The following is a 20754-nucleotide window of genomic DNA, read 5'->3' as shown; positions in this document are numbered from 1 at the left end:
ATGCGGCTTTCCGCGGCATAGTGGCCCCGGCGACTGCCGGGCCCAAGACGTCATCCGGTCTTTGCCTTCCCGGATGCCAGCGGCTATGCACGGTGCTGGTCAGTGGGGGAGGAAACATTGGCTGACAGCGTCGAAACCTTCGATTACGTCGTTGCGGGAGCGGGATCGGCCGGCTGCGTGCTCGCCAACCGGCTGTCCGCCGATCCGAGGAACCGGGTGCTGCTGCTCGAAGGCGGCGGCAAGGACGACTGGATCTGGTTCCACATTCCGGTCGGCTATCTCTTCGCCATCGGCAATCCGCGCGCCGACTGGATGTTCCGCACCGCCGGGGAGAAGGGGCTGAACGGCCGCTCGCTCGCCTATCCGCGCGGCAAGACGCTCGGCGGTTCCTCGGCGATCAACGCGATGATCTACATGCGCGGCCAGGCGGCGGACTACGACCACTGGCGCCAGCTCGGCCTTTCCGGCTGGGGCTGGGACGACGTGCTTCCGGTGTTCCGGCGGGTCGAGGACCACGTCGAGGGCGAAAACGAATTCCACGGCGCGGGCGGCGAATGGCGGGTCGAGCATCCGCGGGTGAAATGGGATATCCTCGACCGTATTCGCGACGCGGCAGCTTCGGCCGGCGTGCCGAAGATCCCGGATTTCAACACCGGCGACAACACCGGCTCGTCCTATTTCCAGGTCAACCAGAAGAACGGCCGGCGCTGGAGCGCCGCGCGCGGCTTCCTGAAGCCGGCGATGGCGCGGCACAACCTCAAGATCGAGACCGGCATCTCCGTCGACAGGGTGGAGATCGAGGGTGGCCGGGTCACCGCGGTCGTCTATCGCAAGGAGGGCGAGACTAAGCGCGCCTTCGTGCGCGGCGAGGTCGTGCTTTCGGCGGGATCGGTCGGCTCGCCGCTGATCCTCGAGCGCTCCGGCATTGGTGACGGCAGCCGCCTCTCCGGCCATGGCATCGACGTCGTCGCCGATCTGCCGGGGGTGGGCGAGAACCTTCAGGATCACCTGCAGATCCGGCCGATCTACAAGGTCAACGGCATCAAGACGCTGAACACCGAATACTGGAACCTTGTCAGCCGGGCGATGATGGGGGTCAACTATGCGCTGTTCCGCAAAGGCCCGCTGACCATGGCGCCGAGCCAGGTCGGCGCCTTCGTCAAATCCTCGCCGGAATACGCCACCGCCAATTTGGAATTCCACTTCCAGCCTTTGTCCCTCGACGACTGGGGCCATGGCCTGCATCGCTTTGCCGCCTTCACCGCCAGCGTCTGCAACCTGCGCCCGACGAGCCGCGGCTCGATCCACATGACTGGGCCGTTGGCCGAGGACAAGCCGGACATCCGGCCGAACTATCTGTCGACCGAGGAAGACCGGCGGGTGGCGGTGGATTCGCTCAAATGGGCTCGCCGGATCGTCTTCCAGAAGCCGCTGGAGCCCTACCGGCCGGAGGAATACAAGCCCGGCGCCCATGTCGCGTCGGACGAAGAGATGCTGGTTGCGGCCGGCGATCTCGGCACGACGATCTTCCATCCCGTCGGCACCGCGAAGATGGGAACCGACGACGACAGGATGGCGGTGCTCGACCCGCGGCTTAAGGTGCGGGGCGTCGACGGGCTCCGGGTGATCGACGCTTCGGTGATGCCGTCGATCACCTCCGGCAACACCAATTCGCCGACCATCATGATCGCCGACAAGGGCGCCGAGATGATGCTTCAGGACGCAAAATCCCGCTGACGCACCGCCCCGGCCCGGTTTCGGACAAGCCGCATCTGCTTTCTGGCCTGATCCAGGCCACTGCCGTTGTGCGGTGGGACCGAGCCGAGCGGAGTGAGCCGATGACCGCAGCCGCCCTGTCGCCGGACCAGGCGATCCGGAAGGTGAAGAGCCATGTGAAGAAGGGCGAGGTCGAGAAGGCCCTTGTCGTCTGCAACCAGGTGCTCGAACGCTTTCCCGGCAACCGCCGCGTCATCGGCGAGGTCGACGCGATCGCCAGACGCGCCGGAAATGCCGGCGAGGGGACCGTCCTTCTGCAGGCGGAAATCGTCAAGCTCGCCGCCCGCTATCATGCCGGCGACTTCGCCGAGGTGGTCAGGATCGGCGCTGCGCTGCTCAGGGCGGCGCCGGCCGCCGCGCTGATCCACAATCTCGTCGGTGCGGCCCATCAGGCGCTCGGCGATGTCGGTGCGACGGAAGCTGCCTGGAAAAACGCGCTCCAGTTCCAGCCGGACTATGCCGAAGTGCATCGCAGCCTCGGCGAGCTGCTGGTCCGCCAGGACCGCCACGCCGAGGCACTGCCCCATCTCGAACGGGCGCTGGCGCTGCGCGGCGAGGAGGCCGAGGCATTGACCTTTCGCGGCGACGCGCTGTCGGGGCTCGGCCGCGACGGCGAGGCGCTCGCCGCCTACGACCGGGCGCTGGAACTCAAGCCCGACCATGCGATCGCCTGGAACGCCCGGGCGCTCTGTCTCGAACGCTTCGGCCGCATCGACGAGGCAGCGGCGAGCCTCCGCAAGGCGCTCGCCATCATTCCCGACTATATCGCCGCGCGGCTCAATCTCGGCCGGGTCCAGACCTTCACCGGCGCCGATCCGGATATCGCCCGGATGGAGGCCTGGTGGGCGGGCGACGAGCTTTCGCCCTATGACCGGATGATCCTCGGCTTCGCCCTCGGCAAGGCCTATGACGACCTCGGCGAGACCGAGCGGGCCTTTCCGGTGTTCCTGGCGGCGAACCGGCTTCGCAAGGCGGCGATCGGCTACGACATCACCGTCCACGAGGAACTGGTCGCGACGATCGCCGCGCTCCATCGCGAACGGCTCGCCGACGCCGCGGAATGGTTCAATCCGGAAGAGCGGCTCGCCCACCGGCCGGTCTTCGTCACCGGCATGCCGCGTTCGGGCACCAGCCTTGCCGAGCAGATCCTCGCCAGCCATTCGGCGGTGTTCGGCGCCGGTGAACTCTCGGTGCTCGAAAAGGCTGTTCGTCCTGCGCTGCCGCTCCTCGCCTCGCCCGATGTCGAGGTCCGGCGGCAGGCGCTCACCGCCATCCGCGCCGGCTATATGGGCTTCCTCGCAGGGTTCGAGACCGACAGGCCGCTCGTCACCGACAAGATGCCGGTCAATTTCCTCTGGGCTGGCGTCATTCGTGCGGCGTTACCGGAGGCGATCATCATCCACATGTCGCGCCGGCCGGAAGCGGTCTGCCTCTCCAACTTCAAGCACAATTTCTCCGACGACGGTCTCGGCTTCTGCTTCGACCTTGCCGATGTCGCGCGGTTCCACCGGCTGCACGACGCGTTGCTCGGCTTCTGGCACGCCGAGATGCCGGGCGCGATCTACGAGCTCGATTACGAGGCTCTGACCGAGAATCAGGAGGCAGAGACGCGGGCGCTCATCGCCCATTGCGGGCTCGCCTACGAGCCGGCCTGCCTCGATTTTTACGCGACCGAGCGCGTCGTTAGAACGGCGAGCGCGAGGCAGGTGCGCCAGAAGATGTATCGCGGCAGCTCCGAGGCCTGGCGCGCCTATCAGGCGCATCTTTCGCCGATGCTGGAGATCCTTCAGAGGCCGTTGCCGGTGGTCTGATCGAGGCGCTCAGCCGGTCTCCCGGTCGGCCAATGCCATCATGCCGGACAGCGCGAGGATGACGGCGAGCAGCCCGGCCATGCCGAGATAGACCGTCGACAGGCCGACATGCTCGGCGATGAAGCCGACCACCGACGGTGCCATCAGCCCGCCCGAATAGCCGATGGCCGTCGCGATCGAGATGCCCGTCCCGTCGGGCAGGCCCTTGACGTTGCCGGCGGCGGAAAAGGCGATCGGCACGATGTTGGCAAGCCCGACGCCGGTCAGCGCGAAGCCGATGATCGCGATCGCGATGTGTCCGGCAAGGCCGGCGATGACCAGCCCGCAGGCGGCGACGAAGGCGAAGAGCCGCACGGTGTTCACCGCGCCGAGGCGGTTGCGGATGTCATCGCCGAAAAAGCGGAAGGTCGCCATCGCCGCGGAAAAGCCGGCCAGCGCGAAGCCCGACGTCGCCGTGTCGGCGCCAAGTTCCTGCCTCAGATAGAGCGCGCTCCAGTCGATGGCGCTGCCTTCGGGGAGCATGGCGAGGAGCGCGAAGACGCCGATCGCCGCCGCGCCGAGGAGCCCGGCGGTGTCTCTCACCTTGCGTCCGCCGGTCACGGGCCTTGCGTCGGCCGCGGATGCGCTGTCGCGGTCGTCGCGGGCCATGCGCCGGACGAAGGCGAAGCAGAGAAGCATCACCGCCGCGACGACGACCGCATGGCCGGCAGGCCCGAAGGCGGCGATGATCGGCCCGCCGAAGCCCGCCCCGACGAAGCCGCCGACCGACCAGAAGCCGTGGCTCGACGACATGATCGCCCGGTCCATGTGCCGTTCCAGCGTGATCGCATTGGCGTTCATCGCCGCGTCCATGCCGCCGAACATCGCGCCGAAGACGAAGATCGCCGCAAACGCCCAGAAAAGGTCCGGCGAAAGGATCAGCACCGGAAAGGCAAGGGCGCCGAGGAGATGGGTGATCAGCAGCGGCGGGCGCGAGCCGGCCCGTCCGATCGCCCGGGCGATCAGCGGCATGGTGAGAACGCCGCCGAGGCCGAAGGCGACGATCAGAAGCCCGATGGTCTGTTCGGTAATCGCAAGCCGCGCCGCCAGGACAGGCACTTCCGGCGCCCAGCTGCCGATGCCGAAGCCGTTGACGAAAAAGGCCAGCGCCACCGCGCGGCGGGCCGGCGGAAAGCGGTCGAGGGCAAAGGGCAGGGCGAGCGACATGGTCTGGTCCGGACATCGGCGTTGGGATTGGCGGCTGCGGTGGCGCTCAGCGGCGGCCCGCATCGGCGAGGGTGATGGCGACGCCCTTTTCGGCAAGGGCTGCGAGCGCGGCCCCGTCGGCCGTCTTTTCGGTGACCACGCGGCCGACGGTTTCGGCAGGGACCACAGCGAAGGGCGCGGCGGTGCGCAGCTTCTCCGCCGTCGCCAGCACCAGCACCGTCGAACTCGCATGGGCCAGGTGGCGCTTGATCGCGGCGTCTTCCGGATCGAAGGCCGTGACGCCCGCCTCGGCATCGAGGCCGCAGGCTCCGAGGACGAGGATGTCCGGTCGCAGGCGCTCGACCTCGGCAAGCGCCTGCACGCCGAGGCATGCGCCGGTCTCCGGATCGTAGCGGCCGCCGATCAGCGTCACCCGGTGGCGCGGCCGCGGCGCTAGCGCCAGGGCGATGGCCGGGCAGTGGGTGACGACGTGATAGCGGCGCTCGGCCGGCAGTTGCGCGGCCAGCGCGAGATTGGCCGAGCCGGCATCGATGAAGACGGTCGTCCCATCGGCAATGAACGGCGCGGCCGCCTGGGCCAGATCGTCCTTCCGCCGGGATCCGATCGCCTGCCGTTCGGCCAGCGTCGGGGGGAGGGGCGCCGGGCGGCAGGCCAGCGCGCCGCCATAGACCCGCTCGCAGAGCCCGGCCGACGCCATTTCACGCAGGTCGCGGCGGATGGTGTCCTCGGACACGGCGAAGCCCGCGGCCAGTTCGCCGGCGAGCACCTTTCCGTCGCGCGTAAGCCGTTCGGCGATCAGCGCCTGTCGTTCACGGCTGAGCATTTGTTCCATCCCGGATGCATGTCTTGCGCGTTCATGCATGATTCGGAATAAATCGGCAAGAACGATCGCTCGCAAAAGCGAAAGGCGGACTGTCGCGCTTCCGACCACCCTCCAGCCAATGCGTCACCTAAAGGGTCCGTCCTTTCATCCGAAATTCCGACGGATGTCGCCGATCAAGCCACCCGACGCTCCGCCTCGGCCGTCTCGGCGGGCATCGCGGCGTCCCGTTCGCCTTCCTGTGCCGCCAGCCGGTAGAGCCGCTCGATCCGCCTCTCAAAGGCGTCGCTTTCCTCGGCAAGCAGTTTTCGGGCGGCCGACAGGGAAGTCTCGCGCAGTTCGCTCTGGCGCCGGTCGAGAAGCGCGATCAGCAACGAGAGGGTCGCCTCATCACCGAAAGCTGCCGGTTCCTGCCGGATCTCGCCGCGCAGCACCGAATAGTCGTGATCGCGGCCGAGGTCGTCGGCGATCTGCTTGGCAAGGTCGACGGCCGGCTTGAACGCCTCCGGCCAGGCGGGCGACAGGAGCCGCAGGTGCATCCAGTGATATTTTACCCGTTTGCGCAACTCGTGCAGGTCGTCCGCCTCGCGGGACTTCTCCGCGCGCTTCAGCGCCTGCCGGGCGCGACCATGGGTCTTGCCGGCGCCGCGGCCGAGCACCCGGCCAGCGCGCTTGATCTCCCGCTTGCCGCCGCCGAGCTGGAAGGCCTCGATCAGCGGCCGCGCCTGTTCGAGGGCGCCGATTGCGCGACGCACCGCGCCGGCGATCTCCTCCGGTTTCGCGGATGCGGCGTCGCGCTCGGCGACGAGACGTTCCCTGACCGAAGCCAGCGGGTCACCGGACAGTTCCTCGCCGAAATGTCGGTTGAGATCGCCCAGCGCCTCGATCAGCGCGGCCTTGTCGCGCGCGCCCGACAGGCCGCCGGCGCCCTCGCGAAAGCTGGCATTGAGCGCCGCATAGAGTTCCGCGTCGGCCGGCCGGATCAGCCGGACGAGGCCGCGCAGCTTCTTGAACCGCTTGCGGGCCTCGTGGATCGCCGCGTCGATGTCGCCCTCTTCGCGGCGAAGGTCGGCGAGCGCCCGGTCGATCTGGGCGATCGCCACCTTGCGGAATTCGGCGTCGAGGGGGCGGGATGGGCGGATCTGATAAGCCAACGCGTCATGCCTTCGCGAGGGTCAGTTTTCGGGGCGCCCATGAAGGGCGAGGCTCTGATTGAGATAGCGATGATCGCCGGTCAACTCGCTGCCAAGGAAATCCGGCCGTTCGAAGGCCTCGTCTTCGGCCGAAAGCTCGATCTCCGCAACGACGAGTCCTTCGAGGGCGCCGTGATAGACGTCGATTTCGATCACGTGCGGTCCGTTCGGCACGAGATGGCGGGTCTTGTCGATGACGGTGCCGATCGCCGCCTCGCGCAGGGCTTTCGCATCGGAAAGCGGGATGTCCCATTCGAATTCGCCGCGGCTGATGCCCCGGCCGGTCTTCAGCGTCAGCCGCGCCGAGACGTCGTCGGTGATCCGCACGCGGCAGGAGCGATCTTCGCCGGCAAAGAGGTAGAACTGCGTGAAGCGCATCGAGCGTTCCGCCGCGTCCCGCCAGCCGTCGTTCCACACCATGAACTTGCGCTCGATTTCCTGGCCCATCGCTGGCTCCGTCCGCTTGGCGAGAGTCGCCGATCCGGCTCCCTTCCCAACCATCGGCCGGCCCGGCCGTTCCGTCAAAGCCGGGCGGATCCGTTCCGGTTCCGCCGGCCGATAGGCGGCTTGCGGAATTTGCCACGGCCCGGGGGGCTGTCAGACCCTGGTCGATACCATAGCTGGCGGCCTGCCCGCTGTTCCGCAGCGGGCCGCTTCATCGAAAACCATGCCTGAACGGAAGGACCCATCATGAACGCCGCTCTGTCGAAGGACGATCGCCAGCTGCTTCTCGACCTCGTCAAGACGCGCGGTCCATCCGGCGACGAGCGCGACGTGACGCTGCGCTTCAGGCCGGAACTCGAACGGGTGATGGACGAGGTGTGGGTCGACCCGGCGGGCAATCTTGTCTCCGTCCTGAAGGCGGAGAACCCCAGCGAAGAACCGGTGATCGCGATCTCCCACATGGACGAGATCGCGATGATCGTGAAGCGGATCGAGCCCGACGGCACGCTGCGCATCACCAATCTCGGCGGCGATCTGCCGATTTCCTTCGGCCAGTGCGCCGTCGACATCCTCGCCGACGGGGAATGTCTGCAGGGCGTCCTCTCCCTCGGCTCGCTCCACCGCACCAACCATTCCGCCGACATGGCGGACATTCGCCGCGACGGCGCGCAGTGGGACAATTGCTACATCATCACCGGCATGTCGCGCGAGGAGCTGGCAGAATCCGGCGTCCATGCCGGTACCCGTGTGGTTCTTTCGGTCGTCGAGCGCGAACTGATCGAGGTCGGTGAACTGCTCGGGGCCCATTTCATGGACGACCGGGCGCTGATGCTCGCCGGCCTGATGGCGATGCGGTCGATCCGCGACAGGCGGGCGGAGATGACCCGCGACGTCTACTATGTCTGCTCGACCAAGGAGGAGGTAACGAATGGCGGCGCCAAATACGCCGCCCGCACGCTCCCCGGTCATCAGATGATCGCGCTGGAGGTTGGTCCCGTCGCTCCGGAATACGACACTGTGCTCGATGCCCGGCCGATCCTCTCCTTCGGTGACCAGAAGGGTCTGTACAGCCCGAAGCTCATCGACGACATCCGCGATGCCGCGGAGTGCGAGAACATCGGCCTCCAACTGGCCCTTCTCGAATTCTTCGCCTCGGATGCCAGCGCCGCGATCTCCGACGGGCTGAAGCCGCAGGCGGCGGTGATCTGCATGCCGACCCAGAACACCCACGGCTTCGAACTCGTTCACCGGGACGGCTTCGACGCCTTCGCAAAGGTGCTGGCGCAAACCCTCGTCGCAGGTCACCGCAACGGCTGACCGTCAGGTCTGCGCTCCGGGGGCGGTGAGCATGGACCGTTGAGGGCAAGCCGCGCCGGCCCCGGACGAGGCGCCCGGTCAGGGCCTCCAGCCGAGAAAGTTGGAGAGAAGCTTCAGGCCGAGGGTCTGGCTCTTCTCGGGATGGAACTGCGTGCCGGCAAAATTGTCCCGCGCCACCACCGCCGTGACCGGACCACCGTAGTCGGTGGTGGCGACGACCATCGCCGGATCCGTCGCCGCAAGGTGATAGGAGTGGACGAAATAGGCGTGCAGACCGTCCGGCCCGGTCTCGATGCCGGCAAGCAGCGGATGGTCGTTCGAGACGGCGATCGTGTTCCAGCCGATCTGCGGGATCTTCAGCGCCGGATCGTCCGGTTCCATCCGGACGACGTCGCCGGGGATCCAGCCGAAGCCCTCGGTGACGGTCTTTTCCAGCCCGCGCGAGGCCATCAGCTGCATGCCGACGCAGATGCCGAAAAACGGCCGGGCCTTCGCCTCGACCGCCTCCTTCAGCGCATCGACCATGCCCGGCACGGCGTCGAGGCCGGCGCGGCAGTCGGCATAGGCGCCGACGCCGGGCAGGATCACCCGGTCGGCGGCCTGCACCACGGCCGGATCCTCGGTGAGGAGGACGCGCACGTCGTGGCCACCCTCGCGCGCGGCGCGCTCGACGGCCTTCATCGCCGAGCGGAGATTGCCCGAGCCGTAGTCGATGATCGCGACGTCTTCCATCGTCAGAGCCGGCCGACGGGCTTGCGGCGCACCCCCGGCAGCCGGACATATTCGGCCCCCGGCCGGTCCCATCGCTCGGCCCAGCCCTCGACCCGCGCGGTGCGCTCGATCTCCGTGGCGAAGCGGTCGTCGGCATCGTTCGCCGGAGTCGTCTCGCTTGCGGCGGAGCGGTCGTCATCGCCGCTGCGCGACGCGATCAGCTGCGTCGGTCTGGCAAGCTCTTCCGGCTCCTTGGGCTCATCCGGCTCGGTGACGGCGTCCTCGTCGATCACCTCGATGTCGTCCAGGGGCGGTGGTGGCGGCGGCGAAAGGGCCGCCGGCGCCGAATAATAGTAGATGATCTCGGCCTCGCCGGTGTTCTGAGCCTCGAAGGCGGCAACCTCGTTCCAGCCTTTGCGGCGGAGTTTCGACGCCCGAAGGCTCGGACCTTCGAGGCCGATCAGCACGCCGAAGAGGAGCGAGATCAGCGCCGCGCTCCACTCGAAGCCCTCCACCGTCCCGAGCTGGTTGAGGGCGATGAAGGCGGCGATCGTCACCACGCCCGACAGCCACAGCCCGTAGCGGAACATCCACAGGAAGGTGAAGAAGAAGGCGAAGAACGAGAAGCGGTCGCGCAGGAACACCGCCGCGCCGCTCGGCTCGATGGTCTCGGGTGGTTCGAAGACGAGGTAGCGGGTCATGGCCGCGCGCTTTCCGGGGACCTCATGCGAGCATCCCCTTGGTGGAGGGCACGAGGTCGGCCTGGCGCGGATCGATCTGGATGGCGTCGCCGAGAACCCTTGCCACGGCCTTGAAGCAGGTCTCGGCGACATGGTGGGCATTGGCGCCGTAGAGATTCTCGATGTGCAGCGTCAGCCCGGCATTCTGCGCCAGCGCCTGGAAGAATTCCCGCACCAGTTCGGTGTCGAAGGTGCCGATCTTGGCGCGGCTGAACTCGGCCCTGAACACCAGGAAGGGCCGGCCGGAGACGTCGATCGCCGCACGGGTCAGGCACTCGTCCATGGCGAGGTCGAGCGAGGCGTAGCGGCGGATGCCGCGCCGGTCCCCCAGCGCCTGGCGGATCGCCTGACCGATGGCGATGCCGGTGTCCTCCACCGTGTGGTGGTCGTCGATGTGCAGATCGCCCTCGGTGCCGATCTCCATATCGATCAGCGAGTGGCGCGAGAGCTGTTCCAGCATGTGATCGAAGAAGCCGACGCCAGTCGAAATCGTCCCGCGGCCCGTGCCGTCGAGATCGACCTTCACCCTGACCTTGGTTTCCTTCGTCGCGCGTTCGACCACCGCGTCGCGCCGCCCGGCGGTTTGAACCATGTCCCCTGCCCCTGAACACGGAATGGCTGTTTCGTCTGGCTTCTACGCTGGATCGCGATCCGTGGGAAGCCGCCTGTCGCAAAACCGTCGCGAAAGCTGCCGGCCTGTCGTCGCTTGGCAACCGGGGATCGCGCGCCCACATGGGAGGCGACACGGACGAAGGGCCGCCGCCGCGGCTCGACGGACCGTCCCCTGATTGCAAGGAACTGCCATGAATTTCGAGAAGCACGATCCGGAGAAGATCTACGGCACCACCATCGTCACCGTCCGCAAGGGCGGCAAGGTGGTGATCGCCGGCGATGGCCAGGTCTCCCTCGGCAATACGATGATCAAGGGCAATGCGAAGAAGGTTCGCCGCATCGGCAAGAACGGCCAGGTGATCGCCGGCTTCGCCGGTGCGACCGCCGACGCCTTCACGCTGCTCGAACGGCTGGAGGGCAAGCTCGAACAATATCCCGACCAGCTGATGCGCGCCTGCGTCGAGCTCGCCAAGGACTGGCGCACCGACCGCTATCTGAGGCGGCTCGAGGCGATGATGATCGTCGCCGACAGGACGGTCACCTTGACCCTGACCGGCACCGGCGACGTCCTCGAGCCCGAACACGGGCTGATGGCGATCGGCTCGGGCGGAAACTATGCGCTGGCCGCCGCGCGGGCGCTTGCCGACACCGACTTGTCGGCCGAGGAGATCGCCCGCAAGGCGATGAAGATCGCCGCCGAGATCTGCATCTACACCAACGACAATGTGGTGGTGGAGGCGATCGACGAGGCAGCGTGATCGCGCCCCCTCTTCGTTGACTCGGTCGGGCTGGGAACGGCTGCAGTGTGAGCGGTTGGCCGTCGTCTTGCCTGCTCGCCGGAATGCGAAAAAAGCCGCGGCCCGTCGAGAGAGCCACGGCTTTCGACCGTCTGAAGCGGCGGAAGGCAGGCCGCCCTCCGCCGCCATCTCCGGTTACCAGCTGAACTTCAGGCCGGCGGTGACGCTGTGCGAGCTCTGATTCTCGGCGAAGGCGCCCTCGTAGCTGGCGAAGACGCTTCCCGCCCCGCCATTGGCGAATTCCGCCGAGACCCCGACAAGGGCGGCATCGCGCCCGATCGAGGCACCGACCGTCTCGAAGGAGGCGCCCGGCGCGCCGACGAAGGCCGCCGTGACGGCGCCGTCCGTGTCGGAGAATTCGTGGCTCCAGCCGATCCGTGCGGCGGGCGTCAGGCTCATGCCGTCGGCAAGGGCGATGCGGTGGCTGACGCCGAGCGCCAGCACCGACTGCAGGCTGTCGAAGCTCTGGTCGTCGAAGCTGACGGCGGCAGGCCCGCTCTCGGTCGCGCCGTCGAGCTGGACGCTGACGCCGCGCAGGGCGATGCTCGGCTCGAAGCTGGTGGCCTCGTCGCCGTAGCGCAGCCCGGTGCGGATCTCGCCACCGAAGGACGTCGAGTCGGCGTCGCCGTGCATGCCGCCGAAGCCGGCGACGCCCCGGTCGACTTCGCCGTCGGTATAGGCGAAGCCGAACTGGCCGTCGACGAAGGCGATGCCGCGCCGATAGCTGCCGTAGATCCGGCCCTGCAGCGAGTCGCCCGAGAAGGAGGCGCCCTGGTCGAGATCGGCGTCGAGATTGACGTAGCCGAGCGAGGCGCCGAGCAGGAACCCGTCGCCCATCTCGCCGTCGAGGCCGACGATCAGGCCGCCTAGGGTCTGGTCGTAGCCGGAGGCGGGATCGGAGTCGATCGAGGCCTTCTGGCCGAGCGCGGTGAGCCAGGCGGTCATGCCGTGCTGTGCGGCGCTCTGCATGGTCGGATCGACGACGCCGCCACGGCGGGCCTCGATCGCCCGGTTGACCGCATCGCTGCCGAGATACCAGCTGTCGCGGTTGACGAGCAGCGCGTCGCCATAGGCCTGCGGTGCAAGGTCGCCGAGGGCCGCCGGCAGATCCGCGGCCGAAAGCGCGTAGAGCGCGTCGTAGAGGCTCGCGGCATCGTCGTCGAGCCGGATGCCCGCCGCCTGCCGGCCGGCATCGAGAGCCTCGGCGACATTGGCGGCATTGCCGCTCGCGGCATAGTCCTCGTAGGCCGTCGGGGTGACCACCAGGCGAAGGTCGTTCGATCCGTAGATGGTATCGAAGCGGGTGCCGTCGGCGAGCCCGTCCGGCTGGGTGAGGCTGTCGTAGCTGCCCGCAACGCCGCCTTCGGCGACGACGATCTGGAACTGCGTCCCGATGTCCGGCGTGTAGCTGTTGGTGGCGTCGCCCGTGATGCCGCGCAGGAGCGGGATCAGTTCGCCATCCGCGGTGAAGATGCTGTCCTCGCCGACGAGTTCGAGGCGGCTATAGTTGCCGGCGCCGATCTCGGTACCGGTGCCGTCGATGTCGAACTCGCTCATTGCGCCGTCCGACAGCGTCACCGAATTGGCGACGGTCAGCGTCCCCGGGCTGTTGCCGGGCGCGAGCGTGCCGCCGTCCTCGACCGTCACGCCGCCGCCGATCACGCCGACGCCGCGCAGGACGGCGCGCCGCTGCACACGGACATTCGAGACGATCGAGCCGTCGATGGCGAGCGTGCCGCCCGCAACGACGGTGTCGCCGGTATAGGTGTCCTGGCCGGAGAGCGTCAGCTTGCCGGTGCCGTCCTTGACGAGGCCGCCGGGCCCGGCGATGTCGTTGGCCCAGGTGTCGGCGGCGTTGTAGCCGCCGAGGCTGGCATCCATGGTGACGGTGACGTCGTTCTCGAAATAGCCGTAGCCGTCGGCCGCGTCGTAGAGGTTGAGCTTGCCCCAGCCGTCATAGGTGTTGCCGGAGATCAGCGGGTAGTCGGCATCGAGGGCCGTCGAGGCCAGCACTTCGAGGCGCTGCTCGTCGGTGAGGTATGGGAAGCGGGTGAGCAGCAGCACCTGCGCCTGCACGGGCACGTCGGAAACCGCCATGCGATAGGGCTCGCTGGTCGCCTCGAAGCCGTAGGTCATCCGGTAGAGGAACGCCGCCTTGTTGGCCTCGGCGGTGCCGTAGGCGACCGAGGTGCCGTCGCCGCCGAGCGCCACGCATTCGTCGACGGTCGCGGTGCCGCAGGCCTCGGCGATATAGGCCTGGGTTTCGGTATAGGCGGTATAGACCGCATAGGCCTCTTCATTGGCCGGATCGGTCCAGTCGAGGCGGTTTCCCTCGTCGTCATAGAGCGCGTCGTAGATGTTGGTCGCCGCGATCGCCTCGGCGATGATGCGGCCGCCGATGACGTCGAGCGGCGAATGTTCGCCGGCGAGAATGCGGTCTTCGCCGAGTTCGGACGCCCGGGTGACGAGGCTCTGCATCTCCTGCGGGACGAGGAAGGCGAGGCCGAGGGCCTCGGTCCAGGCCGAGGAGGTGTGGCCGCTCGGCATCGAGCCGTCGGCATAGGGGTTGGTCGTGTTGGCGACCTGTTCGAGAAGCTCGGGCACGGCGACGTTGTCGCTGACGCGATAGGGCCGCGGCGAGGTGCCGATGCCGGGCACGTAGTCGCCGACCCCGAAGGTGGCGGGGGTGAAGACGCCGTCCGTCCACAGGCCGAGACCCTCGACGGTGATCGGCTCGCCGCCATTCTCGTCGATCATCTCCTGGGTGACGGTGAAGCCGCGCACCCAGTTCTCGACGGTGCCGTATTCCTCCGGCACGTCGTAGTTCGACAGATAGGCGGGAATGATGAAGTCCGCCGTATCCTCGGTTGTCAGGGCGTCCGGATTGGAGATGACATTGTAGTCCTGGTACTGGCTCTCGTACTGGCGATAGGTGTCGTTGTTCTCCATCAGCCGGTCGAAGGTGCGCTTCGACGGCTCGGTCGAGGCATCGGCGCGCACGATGTCCTGGATGAATGTGACGGCCGAGGCGAGCGGCGTCGCCGTGCCGTCGGCGAAGGTGGTGGTGCCCCAGGACGCGCCGTTCAGATAGTTGATGTCGGCCTCGTAGTCGGCGATCGTCGCATCGGCATAGGTGGTCGGCGTCAGGCTTGCCGGCGTCGTGCCGTCGGCCGAGGCGCCTGTGCCGGTCATCACGATCGAGGTCAGCACGCCGAGACCGTTCATCACCGAATATTGCTGGTTGGTCCGGTCGTCGTGGATCGCCGCGAGGGTCTGCTCGTCGGTGCGGTTCTGCGTGGCGGTGACGACGTAGTCGTAGTTCTGCGTCATCACGTCGGGATCGTCGAGGAGGAGTTCGACGTAGGAGTCCATCAGATAAGGCAGGTCCGACGGGTCGTCGGGCGTGCGGCCGTTGGAAAAGTCCGCCGGCGGCGACGTCGGAATTTCTTGGGCGAGTGCCGGCATTCCGGCGAGCGACGTGCCGACGAAGAGAAGGCTCGCAAAGCGGCTGCGTATCATGATCGTCCCCCTGTCGATCGATCGCTCTCGCGGGCCTTGTTCCCCATGGGCCCCGCGCCACGGCAGGCCGCGGCGACCGGCGATCGAGCCGACGCTTGATGATGTTCGGTGCGGATGCAGCGGGGCACTCAGCTGCCTCGGTGCTGCCACATTTTAGTAACGCTTATTTACGAAACTCCCGTGAACATCGTTGCCGTTGCAACCTTTGGCGTCATGCTTCCGATGGTTGTGTCGACGCTGTTTCGAAATGCAGGCTTGCGGCCGGGAGCGGACGATCGCTTCGGCCGGAAAAGCCGCAGCTTGCGATCATGGGCCCCTCACTTTGCCGGCTCGACATTGGCGAAAGGCGCCGAGCGCGACATGTTGCTCGGGCGGGTCGGCATGCCGGCGGACCAAGAACGGTCCGCTCGTCCGGCCTTCAGAACGGGAGGAAGACCATGGCGACGAACCGGCTGAACGAGATCTGGGGCGAGGGGCGGCCGGCGGTCAACGGCTGGCTCGGCATCGCCAGCCCCTTCGTCGCCGAGATCATGGCGGGGCAGGGCTATGACAGCCTCACCATCGACCTCCAGCATGGCGCCCTCGACTATTCGGCCATGCTGCCGATGCTTCAGGCGATGCGGGCATTTCCGGTGACGCCGGTCGTCCGGGTGCCGTGGCGCGAGCCCGGCATCGTGATGAAGGCGCTCGATGCCGGCGCCATGGCGATCATCTGCCCGATGATCGACAATGGCGACCAGGCCGCCGAGTTTGCCAGCTACATGCGCTATCCGCCACGCGGCACCCGCAGCTACGGCCCGACCCGCGCGGCCTTCGCCCATCCCGGCTACGGCGTCGCGATGAATGACGAGGTGCTGGCCTTCGCGATGATCGAGACCCGTGCCGGCCTCGACAATGTCGAGGCGATCGCCGCGACGCCCGGGATCGACGGCCTCTATGTCGGCCCTTCGGATCTCGCCCTCGGCACCACGGACGGACGGCTCGCCCCCGGCTTCGACCCGACCGATCCCGATCTCGTCGCGTCGATCAGGCGCATCGCCTCGGTCGCCAAGGCCCACGGCAAGCGGGCCGGGCTGCATTGCGGCGCGCCGGACTATGCCGCCGAGGCGATCGGCTGGGGCTTCGACCTGACGACGGTCTCCGGCGACACCCGGCTCCTCGCTGCGGCCGCGTCCGGCACGGTGTCGCGCTGGCGGGAGCTCACCGGCACCCGGCGATAGCGCGCCACCGGTCTCAAGTCTTTCCTTATCCCTCGGCGACGACGGGCGCCGGCGTGTGGCGGCGGGTGCCCGGCACCTTCAGCCGGCTCGCCAGGAAGGCGAGCGTCAGGAAGATCGCGACCTGATAGATCAGCGCCGCTGTGAAGGCGTCGCGATAGCCGGAGGCGGTGGTCGATCCGGCGAGGGTCGAGAAGAAGATCTCGCCGGCGAGCGCTACGCCCAGCGCCCCGCCGATCTGCTGGAAGGACTGCAGCGCTCCGGAGCCCGAGCCGGCGTCCCGCGGCTCGACGACGGTGAGGATCGTCGTGAACAGCGGTGCGATGGTGATGCCGAGGCCGAGGCCCGACAGAAACAGCGGCAGGATCAGGCTGGTGGCGCTGATGCTGTCGGCGATCCGGCCGACGACGAGGTAGAGCGTCACCATCCCCGCCGTCAGGATCAGCGGTCCGGTCATCAGCCGCGCCCGCGCCATCCGCGAGCCGAAGCGGCCGGAGACGATGGAGGCGATGAACACGCCGACCGGGAAGGGCACCGTGGCGAGCCCCGATTCCAGCGGCGAATAGTGGAAGCCGACCTGCAGGACCATCGCGACGACGAAGAAGAAGCCCGGGATGCCGGCAAAGAGCGTCGACGCCATCGCCAGCCCGACGAGGAAATTGCGGTTGGAGATCAGGCTGATCGGCAGAAGCTGCGAGGCGCCGCGCCTTGCCCGATGCCGCTCCCAGAAGACGAAACCGACGGCGAGCGGCAGCGCCGCGACAAGCAGCGCGAAGCACCAAAGCGGCCAGCCGAGCTCCCGCCCCTCGACCAGCGGGATGATCACCGCGAAGACCGTCGCGGCGGCCAGCAGCACGCCGCCGGCATCGATCACCTGCCGCTTGCCAGGTTCCGCCCGCGGGATCAGCCGCCAACCGGCGATAACGGCGAACAGGCCGACCGGCAGGTTGACGAGAAAGATTGGCCGCCAGGCGAGATCGTAGAGATCGGCGGAGATCAGCGCGCCGCCGGCGAGCGGCCCGGCGACCGAGGCGAGCCCCGCCGTCACGCCGAAGAAGGAGAAGGCAAAGCCGCGCTCCTGCGGCGGAAAGGTCACCTGCACCAGCGCCAGCACCTGCGGCATCATCATCGCCCCGGTGAGGCCCTGCAGCGCCCGCGCGACCACCAGCACGTCGATCGTCGGGCTGACGCCGCAAAGCATCGAGGCGACGGTGAAGCCGGCGACGCCGAGGAGGAACATCAGCTTGCGCCCGACGACGTCGCCAAGCCGGCCGAAGGGCAGGAGCCCCAGCGCAAAGGCGACGATATAGGCCGCGACCACCCATTCGATCTCGGCGCTGGAGGCGGCGAGATCGTCGCGCAGGCTGGGGATCGCGACATTCACGATGGTGACGTCGATCAGATTCATGAAGCCGGCGAGGAGCAGCACCGCGAGTGTCAACCAGCGCCGTGGATCCGGCTCGCCCAAGGCTCCCGGAACTCCCGAAATACCCGGCGCTTCGTGCGGGGCCGGCGATCCGGCGGCCGGAGGGGCGTTGTCGGTCAAGATAAATCCTCGAAGCGTGGCGATGCCGAACAGCCTATGGAGGACGATGGCGCCCGCGGGCAAGGGAGCCGGCGCCCTTCGGGACCCTTTCGCCGATCGTCCGGAGCCGCCCCGGTCGCTTGCCGGCCGGGCGGTCTGCGATCCGGCGGTTGGCGAACAGCCGTTCCAATTCGATTGGCGCAGGGATCATTCTTGCCAGGCCATATCCGATGAACCCCCACGGGGACACGCCCTCACGAATGCGCGATGTCGGGTAGAACATTTGTGAACACGGTTGTCAGGCCGTGGCGGCGGGCTACGTCCAGGCCTCCCGCGATCGTCAGTCATCCGAAGGATGCAACGCGAGCGCAGCAATGAACCGAGGAGGTTCGATATGGCACCGCTTTCCCGCCCGCAGATGCAGGACACCCTGCCACCCGGCGCCCTGACCGAGGCATCGCCGGTTTCCGAGCGCTATCGCCATGTCAGGGCGACGAGCCGGGCGCTCGGCGCGCCGCTTTCCGACGCCGACGCGACGGTGCAGTCGATGCCGGACGCGAGCCCGGCGAAATGGCACCTTGCCCACACCACCTGGTTCTTCGAGACCATGGTGCTGAAGCCGAATTTTGCCGGCTACGAGATCTTCGACGACAGCTTCAACTTCCTGTTCAATTCCTATTACGAGACGATCGGCGAAAGGCAGCCGCGGCCGCGCCGCGGTATGGTCACCCGGCCGCATCTCGACACCGTCTATGCCTATCGCGACCATGTCGACGGGGCGATCGAGCGGCTGCTCGAGGCGGGTGCGTCGCCCGAGGTCGAAGAGCTCGTCGAGCTCGGCTGCCATCACGAGCAGCAGCATCAGGAACTGCTCCTCACCGACATCCTGCATCTCTTCGCCCAGAGCCCTCTGAAGCCGGCTTACCGCGATCCGCAGCCGCTCGGCGTCGGGGCCGAGCCGGGCGAGGCGCATTTCGTCTCCTTCGACGGCGGCATCGTCGAGATCGGTCATGGCGGCAGGGGCTTCGCCTTCGATTCCGAAGGTCCACGGCACAAGGCGCTGATCGAGCCCTATCGCCTTGCCGACCGGCCGGTGACCAACGGCGAGTTCATCGCCTTCATCGAGGATGGCGGCTATCGCGATCCGCTGCTCTGGCTCTCGGCCGGATGGGCGGACATTCTCGCCAACAAGTGGGACAAGCCGTTCTACTGGCAGGAGAAGGACGGAGAATACTGGACGATGACGCTGCGCGGCGCCCAGCCGGTGGACCGCAACGCGCCTGCGACGCACCTGTCCTATTTCGAGGCCGACGCCTTCGCCACCTGGGCCGGAAAGCGGCTGCCGAGCGAGTTCGAATGGGAGAACGCCGCGGCCGGCCTGCCCCTGGACGGCAACTTCGCCGGTTCCGGGCGGCTGCGTCCGAAGCCCGCCGAGCCGGGCGCCGGCGAACTCCGCCAGATGTTCGGCGACGTCTGGGAATGGACCCGCAGCCCGTTCTCGCCCTATCCGCGCTTCAAGCCGGTGGAAGGCGCCGTCGGCGAATACAATGGCAAGTTCATGTGCGGCCAGTTCGTGCTGCGCGGCGGCTCCTGCGTGACGCCGGAAGGCCATATCCGCGCCACTTATCGCAACTTCTTCCCGCCCGATGCCCGCTGGCAGTTCTCCGGGCTGCGACTGGCGGAGGACGCCTGAGATGCTCGACAGGACTGATACGAAAGCGCTGCAGCGCGAGGCGTTCCGCCGCGACGTGATCGCCGGCCTCTCCAAGGTCGGCAAGACTCTGCCGGCCCGCTGGCTCTATGACGATCGCGGCTCGGAACTCTTCGAGGAGATCACCCGGGCGCCGGAATATTATCCGACGCGCACCGAGACGGCGATCCTCACCGACAATGCGCAAGCGATCGCCGGCCTCTTTGGCGAAAGGGCGGTGGTTCTGGAATATGGCGCCGGCGCAGGCATCAAGACCGAGATCGTGCTGGCGGCGCTGGCGCGCCCGCGACTCTACGTGCCGATCGACATCTCCGGCGATTTCCTCAAAACCTCCGCCGAGCGGATCAGGACGCGGTTTCCGGGTCTCGCTGTCGAACCGGTGACCGCCGACTTCACCGAGGATTTCGAGCTGCCAGGCGATCTGCCGAAACCCGGCCGCGGGGCCGGCAGAAGGGGCGGCTTCTTCCCCGGCTCGACGATCGGCAATCTCGACCGGGGCGAGGCGACGGCGTTCCTGAAGCGCGTGGGCCGGCATGTCGGCCCGGACGGGGTGGCGGTGATCGGCTGCGACCTGAAGAAGGACATTGCGACCCTCGTCGCCGCCTATGACGACGCGGTGGGCGTCACGGCGGCGTTCAACCTCAACATCCTCAGGCGCATCAACCGCGAACTGTCCGCCGACATTCCGGTCGACGACTTCGTCCACGAGGCCCGCTGGAACGCCGAGAGCTCGGCGATCGAGATGCATCTGGTGGCGAAGGCGCCGGTGCAATTTGCGATCGACGGTCGGGAATTCCGGCTGGACCGGGGCGAGACGATCCACACCGAAAACTCGCGAAAATACGACGTCGACAGTCTGTCGGCGCTCGCCGAGGCTGCCGGCTGGCGGATCGAGACGCTCTGGACCGACGAGAGAAAGCTGTTCGCCGTGATGGGGCTGGTGGTGCGGTAGAGGCTTCGAAATCCGGCTTAAGTGCTGCATTCGATCCGCCAGGCGGTGTGCGGCGATATCCGCCGTACCTGCATCGGCGCGGTCGGGCCGGCGCCCTTCGTCTTGGAGAACGCTGTTGGGATGGTGTCCAGGCGCCTCCCTCTGCCTGCCGGCATCTCCCCCTCAAGGGGGGAGATCAGGCTGCTGAGACGCCGTTGGTCGTTCTGATACGACGCTGCTCGTTATGGCGGCTGAGCCAGAGGAGACTTTTGATAGGGCAATTCCGACAAACGCTGCCGATCTCCCCCCTTGCGGGCAGGTCTATCGCATATGGCGAATGAGATCGAAGAAGAAGCTTTCGTCCCATCCGGCCTTGAGGAGTTTTCGTCGCATGGGGGTCTTGTCGGGATGCAGTCTGGCGACG

The 20754-nt window shown here is 67.5% G+C and carries 16 protein-coding genes; 7 read left to right on the top strand and 9 right to left on the bottom strand.

Annotated features, from left to right (window positions below):
* Positions 1-117: 117 nt before the first annotated feature.
* The gene (locus tag E3C22_RS23905; RefSeq protein ID WP_134764406.1) at positions 118-1737 is read left to right on the top strand and encodes a GMC family oxidoreductase; all 1620 of its coding nucleotides are present in this window, start codon (positions 118-120) and stop codon (positions 1735-1737) included.
* 101 nt (positions 1738-1838) lie between these two features.
* Entirely contained in the window at positions 1839-3587 is a 1749-nt protein-coding gene (locus E3C22_RS23900; protein ID WP_134764405.1) for a tetratricopeptide repeat-containing sulfotransferase family protein, read from the top strand.
* Positions 3588-3596: 9 nt separating this feature from the next.
* Here the strand turns inward: E3C22_RS23900 and E3C22_RS23895 are convergent, their stop codons facing one another.
* The 4 genes from E3C22_RS23895 to E3C22_RS23880 all read right to left on the bottom strand — a co-directional run bounded on the left by E3C22_RS23895 (position 3597) and on the right by E3C22_RS23880 (position 7253).
* Positions 3597-4793: an MFS transporter gene (locus E3C22_RS23895; RefSeq protein ID WP_134764404.1), complete on the bottom strand. Its 1197-nt coding sequence runs from the start codon at positions 4791-4793 to the stop codon at positions 3597-3599.
* A 46-nt stretch (positions 4794-4839) separates the two neighbouring features.
* Positions 4840-5625, bottom strand: a complete 786-nt coding sequence (locus E3C22_RS23890; protein WP_134764403.1) for a DeoR/GlpR family DNA-binding transcription regulator — start codon at positions 5623-5625, stop codon at positions 4840-4842.
* Positions 5626-5789: 164 nt separating this feature from the next.
* Positions 5790-6767 (bottom strand): CHAD domain-containing protein, encoded by a 978-nt coding sequence (locus E3C22_RS23885; RefSeq protein WP_134764402.1) that lies wholly within the window; start codon positions 6765-6767, stop codon positions 5790-5792.
* A 21-nt stretch (positions 6768-6788) separates the two neighbouring features.
* Positions 6789-7253 (bottom strand): CYTH domain-containing protein, encoded by a 465-nt coding sequence (locus tag E3C22_RS23880; RefSeq protein WP_134764401.1) that lies wholly within the window; start codon positions 7251-7253, stop codon positions 6789-6791.
* Positions 7254-7496: 243 nt separating this feature from the next.
* Here E3C22_RS23880 and E3C22_RS23875 point away from each other — a divergent pair, with 243 nt between their 5' ends.
* Complete coding sequence (locus E3C22_RS23875; RefSeq protein ID WP_134764400.1) at positions 7497-8567, top strand: M42 family peptidase; 1071 nt, start codon at positions 7497-7499, stop codon at positions 8565-8567.
* 78 nt (positions 8568-8645) lie between these two features.
* On the opposite strand, the gene hisH is transcribed toward E3C22_RS23875, so the two are convergent.
* Genes hisH through hisB form a run of 3 tightly spaced genes read right to left on the bottom strand, consistent with a single transcriptional unit; the run spans position 8646 to position 10610 of the window.
* Positions 8646-9299 (bottom strand): imidazole glycerol phosphate synthase subunit HisH, encoded by a 654-nt coding sequence (gene hisH / locus E3C22_RS23870; RefSeq protein WP_134764399.1) that lies wholly within the window; start codon positions 9297-9299, stop codon positions 8646-8648.
* A 2-nt stretch (positions 9300-9301) separates the two neighbouring features.
* Entirely contained in the window at positions 9302-9979 is a 678-nt protein-coding gene (locus E3C22_RS23865; protein WP_167591890.1) for a DUF2628 domain-containing protein, read from the bottom strand.
* Between the two features lie 22 nt (positions 9980-10001).
* Positions 10002-10610 (bottom strand): imidazoleglycerol-phosphate dehydratase HisB, encoded by a 609-nt coding sequence (gene hisB, locus E3C22_RS23860; RefSeq protein WP_134764397.1) that lies wholly within the window; start codon positions 10608-10610, stop codon positions 10002-10004.
* 211 nt (positions 10611-10821) lie between these two features.
* Here hisB and hslV point away from each other — a divergent pair, with 211 nt between their 5' ends.
* Entirely contained in the window at positions 10822-11388 is a 567-nt protein-coding gene (gene hslV, locus E3C22_RS23855; RefSeq protein WP_134764396.1) for an ATP-dependent protease subunit HslV, read from the top strand.
* A gap of 174 nt (positions 11389-11562) precedes the next feature.
* Here hslV and E3C22_RS23850 read toward each other — a convergent pair whose 3' ends face one another.
* Positions 11563-14946 (bottom strand): autotransporter domain-containing protein, encoded by a 3384-nt coding sequence (locus E3C22_RS23850; protein ID WP_134764395.1) that lies wholly within the window; start codon positions 14944-14946, stop codon positions 11563-11565.
* A gap of 437 nt (positions 14947-15383) precedes the next feature.
* Between E3C22_RS23850 and E3C22_RS23845 the strand changes: the two genes are divergently transcribed.
* Positions 15384-16166, top strand: coding sequence for an HpcH/HpaI aldolase family protein (locus E3C22_RS23845; RefSeq protein WP_134764394.1), 783 nt, complete (start codon positions 15384-15386; stop codon positions 16164-16166).
* A gap of 25 nt (positions 16167-16191) precedes the next feature.
* Here E3C22_RS23845 and E3C22_RS23840 read toward each other — a convergent pair whose 3' ends face one another.
* Positions 16192-17631 (bottom strand): MFS transporter, encoded by a 1440-nt coding sequence (locus tag E3C22_RS23840; protein WP_245515173.1) that lies wholly within the window; start codon positions 17629-17631, stop codon positions 16192-16194.
* Between the two features lie 451 nt (positions 17632-18082).
* Here E3C22_RS23840 and egtB point away from each other — a divergent pair, with 451 nt between their 5' ends.
* Both egtB and egtD read left to right on the top strand, forming a co-directional pair.
* Positions 18083-19381 carry an ergothioneine biosynthesis protein EgtB gene (gene egtB / locus E3C22_RS23835; protein ID WP_245515172.1) on the top strand — a complete coding sequence of 433 codons (1299 nt, stop codon included), beginning with the start codon at positions 18083-18085 and terminating at the stop codon, positions 19379-19381.
* 1 nt (position 19382) lies between these two features.
* Entirely contained in the window at positions 19383-20351 is a 969-nt protein-coding gene (gene egtD, locus E3C22_RS23830) for an L-histidine N(alpha)-methyltransferase (RefSeq protein WP_134764393.1), read from the top strand.
* The last annotated feature ends 403 nt before the right edge of the window (positions 20352-20754 follow it).

It is taken from the genome of Jiella endophytica, assembly GCF_004519335.1.
Taxonomy (GTDB): Bacteria; Pseudomonadota; Alphaproteobacteria; order Rhizobiales; family Rhizobiaceae; genus Jiella; species Jiella endophytica.
The sequence above is the reverse complement of the archived record's forward strand: the minus strand, read 5'-3'. Positions and strand labels throughout refer to the sequence as shown.

Excerpts from the sequence above, each read along its gene's own strand:
- egtD (WP_134764393.1), top strand. The coding sequence starts at position 19,383 with ATGCTCGACAGGACTGATACGAAAGCGCTGCAGCGCGAGGCGTTCCGC.
- E3C22_RS23890 (WP_134764403.1), bottom strand. The coding sequence starts at position 5,625 with ATGGAACAAATGCTCAGCCGTGAACGACAGGCGCTGATCGCCGAACGG.
- E3C22_RS23900 (WP_134764405.1), top strand. The coding sequence starts at position 1,839 with ATGACCGCAGCCGCCCTGTCGCCGGACCAGGCGATCCGGAAGGTGAAG.
- E3C22_RS23865 (WP_167591890.1), bottom strand. The coding sequence starts at position 9,979 with ATGACCCGCTACCTCGTCTTCGAACCACCCGAGACCATCGAGCCGAGC.
- hisH (WP_134764399.1), bottom strand. The coding sequence starts at position 9,299 with ATGGAAGACGTCGCGATCATCGACTACGGCTCGGGCAATCTCCGCTCG.
- E3C22_RS23880 (WP_134764401.1), bottom strand. The coding sequence starts at position 7,253 with ATGGGCCAGGAAATCGAGCGCAAGTTCATGGTGTGGAACGACGGCTGG.
- hslV (WP_134764396.1), top strand. The coding sequence starts at position 10,822 with ATGAATTTCGAGAAGCACGATCCGGAGAAGATCTACGGCACCACCATC.
- E3C22_RS23845 (WP_134764394.1), top strand. The coding sequence starts at position 15,384 with ATGGCGACGAACCGGCTGAACGAGATCTGGGGCGAGGGGCGGCCGGCG.
- hisB (WP_134764397.1), bottom strand. The coding sequence starts at position 10,610 with ATGGTTCAAACCGCCGGGCGGCGCGACGCGGTGGTCGAACGCGCGACG.
- E3C22_RS23850 (WP_134764395.1), bottom strand. The coding sequence starts at position 14,946 with ATGATACGCAGCCGCTTTGCGAGCCTTCTCTTCGTCGGCACGTCGCTC.
- E3C22_RS23875 (WP_134764400.1), top strand. The coding sequence starts at position 7,497 with ATGAACGCCGCTCTGTCGAAGGACGATCGCCAGCTGCTTCTCGACCTC.
- egtB (WP_245515172.1), top strand. The coding sequence starts at position 18,083 with ATGGCACCGCTTTCCCGCCCGCAGATGCAGGACACCCTGCCACCCGGC.
- E3C22_RS23895 (WP_134764404.1), bottom strand. The coding sequence starts at position 4,793 with ATGTCGCTCGCCCTGCCCTTTGCCCTCGACCGCTTTCCGCCGGCCCGC.